At 65.0% G+C, this 12,866-nt stretch carries 9 protein-coding genes; 3 read left to right on the top strand and 6 right to left on the bottom strand.

The window, feature by feature from the left end:
- Positions 1 to 24 precede the first annotated feature (24 nt).
- The 5 genes from ACFMO3_RS02645 to ACFMO3_RS02625 all read right to left on the bottom strand — a co-directional run bounded on the left by ACFMO3_RS02645 (position 25) and on the right by ACFMO3_RS02625 (position 6,447).
- Positions 25 to 1,359, bottom strand: a complete 1,335-nt coding sequence (locus ACFMO3_RS02645) for a hypothetical protein (RefSeq protein ID WP_376788886.1) — start codon at positions 1,357 to 1,359, stop codon at positions 25 to 27.
- Positions 1,360 to 1,383: 24 nt separating this feature from the next.
- A complete protein-coding gene (locus ACFMO3_RS02640; RefSeq protein WP_376788885.1) occupies positions 1,384 to 2,340 on the bottom strand; it encodes a hypothetical protein in 957 nt (318 codons plus the stop codon).
- Positions 2,341 to 2,929: 589 nt separating this feature from the next.
- A complete protein-coding gene (locus tag ACFMO3_RS02635) occupies positions 2,930 to 3,280 on the bottom strand; it encodes a PleD family two-component system response regulator (protein ID WP_376788884.1) in 351 nt (116 codons plus the stop codon).
- 108 nt (positions 3,281 to 3,388) lie between these two features.
- Positions 3,389 to 5,884 (bottom strand): endopeptidase La, encoded by a 2,496-nt coding sequence (gene lon / locus ACFMO3_RS02630; RefSeq protein WP_376788927.1) that lies wholly within the window; start codon positions 5,882 to 5,884, stop codon positions 3,389 to 3,391.
- Positions 5,885 to 5,997: 113 nt separating this feature from the next.
- Complete coding sequence (locus ACFMO3_RS02625; protein WP_376788883.1) at positions 5,998 to 6,447, bottom strand: Hsp20/alpha crystallin family protein; 450 nt, start codon at positions 6,445 to 6,447, stop codon at positions 5,998 to 6,000.
- Positions 6,448 to 6,838: 391 nt separating this feature from the next.
- Here ACFMO3_RS02625 and ACFMO3_RS02620 point away from each other — a divergent pair, with 391 nt between their 5' ends.
- Positions 6,839 to 7,177: a tRNA-binding protein gene (locus ACFMO3_RS02620; protein ID WP_376788882.1), complete on the top strand. Its 339-nt coding sequence runs from the start codon at positions 6,839 to 6,841 to the stop codon at positions 7,175 to 7,177.
- 79 nt (positions 7,178 to 7,256) lie between these two features.
- The gene (locus ACFMO3_RS02615) at positions 7,257 to 8,525 is read left to right on the top strand and encodes an aspartate aminotransferase family protein (RefSeq protein WP_376788881.1); all 1,269 of its coding nucleotides are present in this window, start codon (positions 7,257 to 7,259) and stop codon (positions 8,523 to 8,525) included.
- Positions 8,526 to 8,673: 148 nt separating this feature from the next.
- Here the strand turns inward: ACFMO3_RS02615 and ACFMO3_RS02610 are convergent, their stop codons facing one another.
- Positions 8,674 to 10,161 (bottom strand): CCA tRNA nucleotidyltransferase, encoded by a 1,488-nt coding sequence (locus tag ACFMO3_RS02610; protein WP_376788880.1) that lies wholly within the window; start codon positions 10,159 to 10,161, stop codon positions 8,674 to 8,676.
- A gap of 162 nt (positions 10,162 to 10,323) precedes the next feature.
- On the opposite strand from ACFMO3_RS02610, the gene ACFMO3_RS02605 reads away from it, so the two are divergent.
- Positions 10,324 to 12,774: a lamin tail domain-containing protein gene (locus ACFMO3_RS02605; protein ID WP_376788879.1), complete on the top strand. Its 2,451-nt coding sequence runs from the start codon at positions 10,324 to 10,326 to the stop codon at positions 12,772 to 12,774.
- The last annotated feature ends 92 nt before the right edge of the window (positions 12,775 to 12,866 follow it).

The raw sequence follows: 12,866 nt of genomic DNA, 5'->3' as shown, positions 1-12,866 counted from the left end.
TCGGATCGCCCTCCCTCCTTCACCTCAGCGGATCTGAAAGCGCTCCCTCCCAATCCGCAGAACGAGCGGGCCCGGGGTGGATAACGCGAACCGCAATTCGAATCCCAGGTTCCGGCCCCCCGAGATCACCCAGGGAAGCGCTGGGGAGGCCTCCATCAGCGGCACCAGCTGGCCTTCCGGCCCGACCAGTTCCACCTCCGTCGCCTCCAGCGTCACCGGTTGATCGCCCGGGTTCCCGATCCCCCCTCGGATGACCAACGCCTGCTCCTCGGGCATCCACTGGGCACTCTGGATCTGAATCTGGAGCATGGCTTCCGGCTCCGGCGTCGGGGTGGGGCGAGGGAGCTCAAACTCCACCTCCACCGGAGCGGTTCGCCCCGGAAACGGATGGAATTGCCAGACCAGAACTCCCTCCGCGCTGTTGCGAGGAACAAGATAGGCGACCTGCCCACTCACCATGCCGCCCGGGGCGATCCGGCCGGATGGAACCGGGACACCCTCCAGCGGGGTAGGCTGATATCGTCGCCCGGCGGCATCGACCAGATTCATCTCAAAGCCCTCGAGGGCCAGAGGCTCTCCCCCGGCATGGACGATCTCGAACCGGAGCACCACCCCCACAAAATCTGCAGGGATCCCGGGCCCGCTCCAGCGTGGCTCCGCGCTTTTCAGCGTCAAACGGATCGATCCCATCTGCACCGAGAGGCCGATCGGAACACGCCCAGCGGTTAGGAGCTCAGCGGGCCCTTCCAGAAGCGGGGAGGCCGTTACCGCCCATCGCGGCTCCCCACCCACCAGCAACAGCGTAAGCCCCGGGCGGTGCTGGGAGAGGATCGCCGTATCCTCGGGCCGTATCTGTTGCCGGCCGGAGACCTGAAATCGAAGCGCCGGGCCCGCGCTCATCTCCACCTCCACGAGATCACCCTCCCGCAATCCCTCGATCAGACGCCGGGTTTCCGGACGATCGGGCAGGCCGAACACCAGATTCGCGAATGTGCCTTCCATCCAGTAAGCCGTATCGCTCCGCCCGGGTGGAACCGGCCAGCTTCCCCCCCGCACGGCGAGAGGAGCCACCCGGAAGCTCACCTCCTTCACCCGAATTCGGAGCGGAAATGGGAAGGAAGGAGTCCCCACCCCGCCGATCGGCGCGGGCAAAGCCGGTTGCGCGGCGCGAACAAGCAGCACAAGGCCGGCGATGAATAGAACCAGTCCCATCCCCCCTATGCTCACGCTGGCCAGCAGCACCGGGCGAAGGCCCGGAGGAATCTGCTCCCATCGCCCTCGCGCCTGCTCCCGCCAGCGGGAGAGGAGGGCCCGAACCCTCCTCCCGAACTCCGACGGGTTTCCCTCCGGCTCGATCATCTCATCCTCCCGCAAATCCGAGAATCAGGGCAGGCGCGTCGGCATGGAAACCGGATTCAACCGAACGGTCACCACCCCACCGTTCTCCACCGAACGAACAATGCCCAGATAAGGGATCACCAGACGCACGCGGCCTTCCGCAAATCCCTGGAGGATCACCCGCCCTGTTTCATCGGTGGTCCCCTGAGCGATCACCTGCCCTCCCCGGAGACTGACCAGCCATGCCGGCAGATCCACGACTCCCTCCCCGGGATCCGGCGCGCCGTTGCCATTGGCATCGTAATAGATCTCCACCGTCACCTCGATGCGTTGCCCGGCCGGCGTAGGAGCAGGCGTTAACGCCAGAACCCGCAGGCGTAGGGGCGTAGGGGTGGCGGTCGGGATCGGGGTGAACGTAGGAAACGGCGTGGCAGTGGGCGGCGGGGGAATTTCTGAGATCGGCCGCGGTGTGCGGGTCGGCGTGGGGGTGGCGGTCGGCGGCAATCCGACATTGCATTGCAGGCTGTAACCGGAGCCATAGACGATCCCCCGCCCCCCCTGCCCGACCAGCACATACATCCAGCCCTCCCATGTCACCGCGACCGTCACCCGGCTCCGGAGATCCCCAGCCCGTGTATCCACATCATCGTTGCCTGCGATCCCATTCCGGTTCGCATCGTAGATGATCATGTTCGTATCGGTCCCCGGGGTGAGATCCAGCGTCTCGCAAGTCACCACCATCCCCGGCTTCACCCACAGCTTGAAGAAATCGTTGTCCTCCGTCCCAGGGACCACCGGCACGAAGTTCAGGCCCGTGTATTTGGTGCCCAGCCCAATCAACGCAGCGTGATCGAAATCATAGTTCGGCTCGAACGCATCCGGGAACCCGGCCGGGGTGGACGTGGGAGAAGGGGTCGGCGTGGGAGTGGGGAGGGGTGTGCCGGTCGGTGTCGGCGTCAACGTGGGGGTGGGAGTCGCTGTCCCTATCGTTTGCGCTGTCAAAGTATAGGTGTCCGTGACAGAAGATAAGTTCTGAACTTGTAAATAAACAAGCGCATTTGAAGACTGAAACCATCGAAGATGTGCTGTTGAACCACTGCTCCAGCAAGGCACATTGCGAATTCCTTCCTCCTCACAAATGAAAAGCTGATTCCCATTAAAATCTTGCAGAGAGATCCCTACCCTCAACATGGAAGCCGAAGGGACAGTAACGGTGATCACATATACATTCCCACCCACATACGCAATTTTGAAGTAATCTATATCTCCAGGCGTCAGCGTTTCATTACAATTCGCAGGATTAGCTAAAGTCCCAACGTTAATAGATTGGGTTGTCGTGATATAATTATTGTCCGGTTCACCGACACAGGAGGATTGAGCATACACGGAAGGATGTGGAGAGAGGCTCTGATAAGCCCCTATAAGAAGAATCAGAATACCGGCCCCCGCAACACCGATCAGCCATTGAGTTCTCATCCTGGACCTCCATTCCGTCGATTCCTGGGAGATGCGGAGCCCCAAAGCGAAGCGGTGGCTTTCCAGCGGCCTGTTGGATTCTTAAACCCTTCCGGTTCGCCTGATCCACGTTTGCTCAGCCCAGCTTCCGGATGCGCTGAATCAACTCTTCCATGGGAAACGGCTTTAACAAAAACTCGTCCGCTCCTGCGGCCCGCGCAGCTGTTTCCTGATCATCCCCAGAAACCACAATCACCCGCACCCCTCGGAGATCTGGGTCCTTCCGCAACGAACGCAACAGCCCTGGCGCTCTCGCCTTCCCCAGATAGAAGTCCATCACAACCACATCCGGCCGGGCTTCCCGGATGCAATCCAGGGCCTGTTCGGGGGATGGGCAGATCACCGTCGCATAGCCCTCGAACTCCAGCAGGGTGGCTAACATCCGGGCCATCAGAGGATCATCCTCGATGATCATGACGGTCGCCATAGGCAGCACATCCAACCAAGGGGGTAGAGAGATTCTCGGATAGGACTCAATCCCCTTGAGCCTGCGTTCAGTGCGGCGGGAAGATCCCTTCCCCTCCGTGGGCCCGGATCATCGGGAGGAGGGCCTCGTTTTCGCCTTCGCCGACGCACGGGAGCGCCGCGCGCCGTCTTTGGAGACGGCCCGAGCGCTTTCCCGACGGTCCTGCAACGCCACCTGCAGGGCCTCGTCGATGGTCTCCACCAGCACGAACTGCATCGCCTGGCGGACGTCCTCGGGGACGTCCTCCAGATCCTTCTCATTCCGCTTCGGCAGGATCACCATGCGCAGGCCTACTCGGTGGGCGGCCAGCACTTTCTCCTTGATCCCGCCCACCGGCAGCACCTTTCCCCGCAAGGTGATCTCCCCGCTCATCCCCACATCCGGTCGCACCGGGCGATCGGTGAGCAGGGAGACAAGCGCGGTGACAATGGTGATGCCCGCCGAAGGACCATCCTTGGGCACAGCGCCCGCGGGCACGTGGATGTGGATGTCGCTCTGATCGAAGAACCGTTCCGGGATCCCGTAATCCTTCGCGTGGGCCCGCACATAGCTCAAGGCCGCCTGGGCGGACTCCCGCATGACCTCCCCCAGGGAGCCGGTGAGGACGAACCCCTTACTCCCCGCCATCCGCGTCGCTTCGATAAAGAGCACATCGCCCCCCGTCGGCGTCCATGCCAGCCCGATGGCCACCCCTGGAACCTCCACCCGGTGGGTGAGCTCCTCCTCGGTGAACAGCGGCTTGCCCAGATAGCGGGGGACATCCTCCGCGTCCACCATGGTAGCTTCCGTGGCCCCTTCGGCGATGCGAGTAGCCACCTTGCGACAGACCCGTCCGATGGCCCGCTCCAGGCTCCGGACTCCCGCCTCGCGAGTGTATTCTCGGATGATGCGGCGCACCGCTGCCTCGGTGAAGGTTATCTCCCCGGGCAACAGGCCGTTCTCCCGCAGCTGCCGCGGGATCAGATACCCCATGGCGATGTGGAACTTCTCCGTCTCCGTGTATCCCGGGATGAAGATGATCTCCATCCGATCCCGAAGGGGTGCCGGGATCGTGTCCAGCTGGTTGGCGGTGCAGATGAAGAGCACCTGGGAGAGATCGAAAGGCACATCGAGATAATGATCCCGGAACTCCCTGTTCTGCTCGGGATCTAGCACCTCCAGCAACGCCGAAGCCGGATCGCCCCGCCAGTCTGCCCCGATCTTATCCACCTCGTCCAGCATGAAGACCGGGTTGCGGGATTCCACCCGGCGCAGCGCCTGGATGATACGACCGGGCATGGCCCCGACGTAGGTCCGGCGGAAGCCCCGGATCTCCGCCTCGTCGCGGATGCCACCCAGGGCAATGCGGGTGAACTTGCGCCCCATTGCTCGGGCGATCGATTGGCCCAGGGAGGTTTTCCCCACCCCTGGCGGCCCAACGAAGCAGAGGATGGCCCCCTCGCGGGCCCGGCGGATATAATCTCGGGTTTCCAGCTCCTCCAGCTGCGCCGCCCGTTCTTGCTTTAACTTGCGCACCGCCAGATACTCCAGGATCCGCTCCTTGACATCCTGGAGGCCGTAGTGATCCTCATCCAAGACCTTACGGGCGTGGGCGACATCCAGGTTGTCGGGGGTCGTCTTGTTCCAGGGGAGGCTGACCATCCAGTCCAGATAGGTGCGGATCACGCCGTATTCGGCGGAGGCGGGGGGCAGCTTGGCCATGCGTTCCAGCTCCCGCAGGGCCTCCCGTCGGGCTTCCGGCGGCATCCCGGCCTCCTCGATCTTCCGCCGGAACTCCTCGACCTCCAGCTGGTGCTCATCGGCCTCGCCCAGCTCCCGGCGGATCGCCTCCAGCTGTTGGCGGAGGAAGAATTCCCGCTGCATTTTCTCCACCTGAGCCTGCGCCTCCGACTGGATCTTGCGGCCCAGCTCCAGGACCTCGATCTCGCGGGTCAGGAGGGCGATGAGCTTGTGCAACTTCGCGGCCACATCGTCCAGCTCCAGGATCTCCTGGGCCTCCTGGAGGGACATCCGGAGATATGTGGCCACCGCATAGGCCAGCTGTTTCGGATCCTCTACCGCCATCGCCATCGACCCCAGCTGATCTGGGAGGCCGGGGATCAGCTCCACCATGCGGGCGAAGAGCTCGGCGGTCTTGCGGCGGAGGGCCTCCAGCTCCGGACCCGGGGTCATGGTCTCCGGATGGCGCTCCACGCGGGCCTTCAGATAGGGCTGAGTGGCCGTGTATTCCGTGATGCGGATCCGCTCCAGGCCCAGGACCAGGATCCGCATCGTGCCGTCGGGCATCCGGAGCAGGCGCTGGATGAGGGCCAACGTGCCCACCGTGTAGCAGTCCTCGGGCATGGGCTCTTCCAGCTCCGGCCGCTTACTGGCCACCAGCCCGATCAGCTTCCTGCCCAGGACGGCATCATCGATCAGCCGGATGGATCGGGGTTGCCCGATGGCCAGAGGGACTACGGTCAGCGGGTAAACCACCACGCCCCGCAGGGGGAGAATAGGCAGCTCCTCCGGAATCTCCACCGCGGGCTCCGCCTGGGCCCGCCCGGCCTCCGGCTGGATCCCCATCGGGGGGATCTCCTCGCTCTCCTCGCCCAGGAAGTAGTCTTCCCAATTAATCCCAAAAGGTCGCATCGCCATTGCGATCATCCTCATTTCGCTTCGAAGGATGGGATGGGCGCTCACGAGTTCGTCTCCGACCGAATCTGCAGACGCCGCGGCGTCCGCACCGTAATGGTCAGCGGCGGCTTCTTAGGAAGCGTCACCATCAAGAAGCCATCGCGGTAGGTCGCCTGGGCCGCATCCGCATCCAGAGCCCAAGGGAGATAGACTTCCACATGGAATTCCCCGTAATGGATCTCCAGCTGATGATAGGCAACCTTGGGGGTGGGATCGTGCCGGTAGCCGCTGATCACCAGCCAGCGGTCGTGCAGCGCCACCATCACGTCCTCGGGACGCAACCCGGCGATCTCCACCCGCACCACCACAGCCTCATCGGTCTCATAGACATCCGTAGGGGGACGCCAAGCGTTCCCATAGCGCGACAGCCATCGCTGGCGGGTCAGGACATCCTGAAGGAGGCGCTCCATCTGGGATTCAAACCGCTCAAAGGCCCGCTCAAACTCATCCATGGAAAGCGCTCCGCTGCTGGCTCTCGGATCTTTGAGGGACCTTCCCCATCACTCTGATTGTAACACATTCCCCCGTCACCTTTCGCATCGATTTCCCATCCCCGGGGCGGCCCGCCACCCGTGCCCGTCCCCTCTGGAAACTGGCAGGGCTTTCGCCCCAACCCCAGGTCGCCCGTGAAGCGGCTCCTACCCGCCGTGCCTGCTCCCAGGAGGCCGGCCTTCGCTGTCCTCCCGGCCGAAAGGCCATTATGGGCGTCTTCCGCCGGCATGTGGAGCATCCCCCCTCCCTGGCCCCTCCATGAACGCATAGGCAAGAAGGGACGATCGCGTCTTCCGAATTCGAACGCGACCGTGTAAATCTCATGTTAAACCTACAAGTCCGGAGGCTCCCATGGCCCTCATCGCCTTTGAAGACTTTTGGAAAGTCGACATGCGGGTGGGGCGCATCCTCCGCGCCGAGCCGCATCCGCGGGCGCGCAAGCCTTCGATCCGGCTCTGGATCGACTTCGGCCCCGAGATCGGCGTCCGGACCAGTAGCGCCGCGCTAGCGGATCGCTACCGGCCGGAGGAGCTGGTCGGGACGCTGGTGATCGCGGTAGTGAACTTCCCTCCCAAAAACGTGGCCGGCTTCAACTCCGAAGTGCTGGTCCTGGGCGTTCCCGATGAGGCCGGCCGGGTGGTCCTCCTGCGGCCCGATGCCGAGGTTCCCTTAGGCGGCCGCGTGTTCTAACATAGAGACTGGAGGGTAGGGATGGGGCGCCCCCGTTCCCCTACCCTGCCCTCGAGCTCTTCATCCGCCGGAGGTTCCCATGTCGGCCAAAGCTCATCTCGCCCCTGTATGGCTCCGCATCTTCGAGCTCGAAGTTGCCCACGGCGAAGGCGTCTATCTTTACGCGAGCGACGGTCGGCGCTATCTGGATTTCACCAGTGGGATCGGGGTGACCAACACCGGACACTGCCATCCGAAGGTGGTGGCCGCGATCCAGGAGCAGGCGGCCCGCCTGCTCCACGGTCAGATCAACATCGTCATCCACCGCCCGGTGCTGGAACTGGTGGAGGAGCTGCTCACCGTCGTCCCCACCCCGCTGGATACCTTCTTCTTCGCTAACAGCGGCGCGGAGGCAGTGGAGGCGGCGGTGAAGCTGGCCCGCTACGCCACCGGGAGGCCGAACATCATCGTCTTCCAGGGCAGCTTCCACGGGCGGACCCACATGGCCATGGCCCTGACGACCAGCAAGACGATCTATCGGGCTGGGTATCAGCCGTTGCCCGCCGGCGTCTACGTCGCGCCCTATCCGTATGCCTATCGCTATGGCTGGGATGAGGAGACCACGCTACGCTTCTGCCTTCGGGAGCTGGATCTCCTCCTCAAATCTCAGACGGCCCCGGAGGAGACGGCGGCCATCCTGGTGGAGCCCATCCTGGGCGAGGGCGGCTACGTGGTGCCCCCGAGGGGCTTTCTAACCGCCCTGCGGGAGCGGTGCGATCATTATGGCATCCTGCTGATCGCCGATGAGGTCCAGACCGGCTTCGGGCGGACCGGGCGCTTCTTCGCGGTGGAGCACGAGGGAGTGACGCCGGACATCCTGATCATGGCCAAGGGGATCGCCTCTGGGCTTCCGTTGTCGGGGATCGCGGCGCGGGCGGATCTGATGGCCCGCTGGAAACCCGGCACCCATGGCGGAACCTTCGGGGCCAACGCCGTCGCCTGCGCGGCGGCCGTGGCGACGATCCGGGCGATGAAAGAGGAGAAGCTCCCGGAGAATGCGGCAGCCCGCGGGGCGGAGCTGCTGGAAGGCCTGCGCCGGCTGGCCCCCCGCTTCCCCGCCATCGGGGATGTGCGCGGGCGCGGCTTGATGGTGGGCGTGGAGTTCACCCGCAATGGCGAACCGGATACCGCGCTGGCGAAGGCGGTCCAGGCCGCCTGTTTCCGCCGCGGCCTGCTCCTGCTCACCTGCGGGACCTATGACCACGTCATCCGCTGGATCCCGCCCCTCATCGTAACCGCCGGGCAGATCCAAGAAGGGCTCCGCATCTTCGAGGAGGCCCTGGGGGAGGCGATGGAGGCCGCCGTATAACAGATAGCCCACGGTTCCGCGAACACCCCTGAGGACGATAAGGGCGGGGCGCGGCGTCTCTTTCGCAACCGATAGCGGCCGCTTCCTCGGCGACATCCACGTCAGGGCGGAAGCTCCTCCGCCCAACCCATCGCTCTGAGCCCGCGGCTCAATGCCCCTCGGCTTCATCGATAAGCCGTCGGGCGAGGGCGAGGGCTTCCTCCCGCGTGGCGATCTCGCCCGCCGCCTGGGCCTCGCGGATCGCCTCCAGGATGCGGCCGATCTGTGGACCCTCCGGCACCCCCATGGCCAAGAGATCCTCTCCTCGAACCAAGGGAACCGGCCGGACGAACCGCTCTGGCGCCTCGAAAAAGGCCCGCCACAGAGCCCGCGCGGTCTCCAGTCGGGGGCCCCAGACCGCATCCGTCAGGGTGGGGCCCCAGACGGCCAGGGTATCCGCCAGGGCCAGCAAGGCCAGATCCACACCCGATTCCCCCACCTCCTGGAAAAACCGATAGATCGCCCGCGGCGTAAGCCGCCCCCGCGCCAGCCCATGCGGCCGCATATGATGGCGGACCAGGATCTCGATCTCTGCGATCTCATCGTTGCTGAAGCGGAGGGCGGTCAGGCGATGGGCGGCCCATGCCGCCCCCACCCGTTCATGACCGATGAACCGCACCCGTCCATCCGGCTCCACCGTCCGGGTCGCCGGTTTCCCGATATCGTGCAGCAACGCGGCCAGCAATAGCAATGCCCGCCGAGGGTGATCGATCGCCACTTCTTCCTCCCAGCGAGCGAAAAGGCGCTCCCCCCATGGAGCCATTGCCGCCTCGATCTCCGCCCATCGCGGCGGGAGATCATGCCACTCGGGCGACTCCGCCCGGCCTCCCAGCAACCATTCCATCGCGGCAACAGTCCGCAGCGTGTGCTCATACACATCCCACACGTGGGGCGGACTCTGACCCACCCCACGCAGATTCGCCACCTCGGGCAGCACCTCGGGGAGGATCCTCAAGGTTTCCATCCGCCGCAGGCTGCGGACGACGGGAGGGATCATCAGGGTTTTGACCAGCTCCTCCCGCACCCGTTCCGGGGCGACCCGGGCCAGCCCGGGGAGCGCTTCCTGGAGCGCCTGTTCCGTCTCCGGCGTCATCCGCAGCCCGAACTCTGCCTCGAAGCGGACCGCTCGAAGGATCCGGACGGGGTCCTGATGGAAGGCATCGGGAGCGCAGAGGCGCAACCGCCCAGCCTTCAGGTCCTCCAGCCCCCCCAGGGGATCAAAAGGAACAAACGACCCCCCGCTGAGGAAGGCATCGAGGTCAACCATCATGGCATTGATGGTGAAATCGCGGCGCCGGAGATCCTCCTCCCAGGAGGCGCCCTCCCGTCGGGTGAGGTCGATATAGAACCGGCGGCCCTCAGGGCTTCGCCAGACCACCCGCCCGAACTCCCGCCGGGCGTCGAGGACATAGAAGAACCCGCCGATCCGATCGGCCAGGGCGCGGGCCAGGCGCAAGGCCGGGCCAACCACCACCACATCGAAATCGTTCGGCTCCCGGCCGATCAGATGATCCCGCACCGCCCCACCGACCACCCGGGCCTCATCGAGGCTTTCTTCCAGCATGCACTTCAGTGGTTCCAGCAGCGCTCGGAGCATGCGCAACCCCAGCTATGGGGAGAGCTACGCTGTCGATTTTACCCCACGAGGATCGGAAGACCGGGTGCAGCGCCTTCGATGCTCCGCCCACTCCCCCGTCTCAGGGAGAACCGGCCGCTATCATGTTCATGGACACCGTCAGCCTCATCATCCGGAGGAGCAATGCCTCGAATCCCGCGTCTGATCCTGACGGCGCTTCTGGGCCTGAGCGGAATGATCCTGCTTGCCCTGCTCCCCCCCATCCTCCAACGCTCCCGGGCGGAAACCCCCCGGGTATGGATCACCGCGGTCCATCCCGATGGCATATTCTCCGGCGAGCCCGATGAAGCCGTCCAGCTGACCGCTCTCGGCCCAGGGCCTGTTGATCTGAGCGGATGGAGCCTGCGCGACCGCCTGACGGGAACGGGAGGGCTGAGGTTCCCCTTGGGGTTCACAATTACCCCGGGGACGTCGATCTGGGTGGCTCACCACGCGCTTTCCTTCACAATGGCCTTTGGGCATCCGCCGGACGCCGCCGTCTTCACTGACGGCCTGGAGACAGTGCGCCCGGTGAGCGGGGTGTGGCCCGGCTTCGCAAATTCCGGCGATGAGGTCGTGCTTCGGGATTCCGCCGGGGCACTGGTCGACGCAGTGCTTTACGGCGAAGGCTACACGGAGACTATCGGATGGCACGGTCCTCGGGTTCGGGTTTACAGCATCCCGGGCGCCCGGAGCGAAGGTCGGATCCTGGTCCGCCGCTTGGATCCTTCTACAGGGCTTCCCATCGACACGGACACCGCGGACGACTGGGCCAGCGATGCCCGGGATCCATGGCAGGGGCGCCGGGTCCGCTTCCCGGGATGGGCGCCGGAACGCTATGAACGGCCGCTGCGGATCACCGGGATGATCCCGATGACGCTCATCGTGGCTCCCGATCACGCCTTCGAGGCCGTCGCTGCCTGGATCGACGGCGCTCGGGTTTCCATCCGCGGGGAGATGTTCACCTTTGAGCATCCCCGGCTGGCCGAGCGGCTGGCCGCGGCCGCGCAGCGGGGCGTCTCCGTCACTCTGCTCCTGGAAGGAACGCCCCCCGGTGGGATCACGGACGATGAACGCTATGCCTGCCGGCTTCTGCGCGAGGCGGGCGGCCAGTGCCTGATCATGCGGAACGCGCCGGCGGCGATCCCGCCCGCATTACGCCGCTACGCCTACGCCCACGCCAAGTTCCTGGTCCGGGATGACCAGGGGGTGCTGATCGGGACGGAGAACCTGAGTCCGCGGGCCATGCCAGATGATCCGAAGGGGGATGGCACGGATGGCCAGCGGGGCGTGCTGGCGGCGTTCGAATCCCCTGAGGCCGCCGCCTTTCTGAACGAACTATTCCGCCAGGATACGGCTTCGATCTTCCGGGATGTGGCGCCGCTGACGGAAAATCCCCCACCGACCTACACCCCACCCCTCACCCTGGGCGGGAGCGCTTACCCGGTCCGTTTCCCGGAACCGATCCCGATCACCGCGACGGATCTCACCCTCATCGTCGGGCCGGAGGGGATGCTGAACCTAAATGCGGGCCTGTGGCCGCTGCTCCGGGAAGCGGGCGCGGGAGATCGAATCGAAGCCCAACAGCTGACGGTGCCGGCCTGGTGGGGACCGGGCGCCGCCGATCCGGCCAGTGCTCCCATCATCTCCCCCAATCTCTACCTCACCGCGCTGATCGAAGCAGCGGATCGCGGCGCATCGGTGCGCCTGCTGCTGGATCGCTTTTACGATGATCCCACAGCACCCCGCAACAACGCGGCGACGATCGCGTGGATCGAAACCCTGCGAACGCTCCGCCCCACCCTTTCCGACACCTTCCAGGCGCGCCTGGGGAACCCGGGCGGGCGAGGCCTGCATAACAAAATGACCCTCATCCGCCTCCGGGGGGAGCCCTATATCCTCCTGAGCTCGGCCAATGGCACCGAGACTTCTCACAAGCTGAACCGGGAGCTAACGCTTTTCTTCCGATCGGAGGAGGGGTTCGCCGCCCTGAGTGAACTGTTCCGCTTCGACTGGGAACTCTCCCGGCCCAAGGTGTATCTCCCTCTGGTCTTTCACGGCTACCGGCCACCCCACCTGCTGATCAGCGAGGTGCTGGTCAACGCCCCAGGGATCGATCCGAACGAAGAGTGGGTGGAGCTGTATCATCCGGACGGCGTCCCGCTGGATCTCTCAGGCTATAGGATCGGCGACGCGGCGACCCCGGGGGACTACGAAGGGATGTATCGCTTTCCCGCCGGAACAGTCCTCGGGCCCGGGCAGGTCATCGTGGTGGCCGTGTCGGCCCAGGCGTTCTCCGCCCGCTATGGGGTTCTCCCGGACTTCGAGCTGGCAGGGATGGATCCGCGGGTCCCGGATCTCATCCCGGACCCCAGCTGGGGGCGAGGCTCGTGGAACCTAAACAACACCCAGGATGAGGTCGTTCTGATCGGACCGGAGGGGGAGATCGATCGGGTGGAATGGGGAAGCGCGCCGCGTTGCCCCGCCCCACCTCGGGGCCAGAGCCTGGAGCGCTTCCCGGCGAACCGGGATACGGACTCATGCGCCGACTGGCGGATCCAGGCGTTCCCCTCGCCCGGCCTGGTCCCTCGCTGAACGAAGGAAACCCCGGCCTCGGACCCCTGGACCCAGGCCGAGCGGTATAGCTTTCCAACCATGGAAAGCGCGAGCTTTCTCCGTATGATCCA

Source organism: Thermoflexus sp., from assembly GCF_042408815.1.
Classification (GTDB): Bacteria; Chloroflexota; Anaerolineae; order Thermoflexales; family Thermoflexaceae; genus Thermoflexus.
This window is presented reverse-complemented; position numbering and strand designations above follow the sequence as displayed.

Excerpts from the sequence above, each read along its gene's own strand:
- ACFMO3_RS02645 (WP_376788886.1), bottom strand. The coding sequence starts at position 1,359 with ATGATCGAGCCGGAGGGAAACCCGTCGGAGTTCGGGAGGAGGGTTCGG.
- ACFMO3_RS02635 (WP_376788884.1), bottom strand. The coding sequence starts at position 3,280 with ATGGCGACCGTCATGATCATCGAGGATGATCCTCTGATGGCCCGGATG.
- lon (WP_376788927.1), bottom strand. The coding sequence starts at position 5,884 with ATGGGGATCCAGCCGGAGGCCGGGCGGGCCCAGGCGGAGCCCGCGGTG.
- ACFMO3_RS02625 (WP_376788883.1), bottom strand. The coding sequence starts at position 6,447 with ATGGATGAGTTTGAGCGGGCCTTTGAGCGGTTTGAATCCCAGATGGAG.
- ACFMO3_RS02620 (WP_376788882.1), top strand. The coding sequence starts at position 6,839 with ATGGCCCTCATCGCCTTTGAAGACTTTTGGAAAGTCGACATGCGGGTG.
- ACFMO3_RS02615 (WP_376788881.1), top strand. The coding sequence starts at position 7,257 with ATGTCGGCCAAAGCTCATCTCGCCCCTGTATGGCTCCGCATCTTCGAG.
- ACFMO3_RS02610 (WP_376788880.1), bottom strand. The coding sequence starts at position 10,161 with ATGCTCCGAGCGCTGCTGGAACCACTGAAGTGCATGCTGGAAGAAAGC.
- ACFMO3_RS02605 (WP_376788879.1), top strand. The coding sequence starts at position 10,324 with ATGCCTCGAATCCCGCGTCTGATCCTGACGGCGCTTCTGGGCCTGAGC.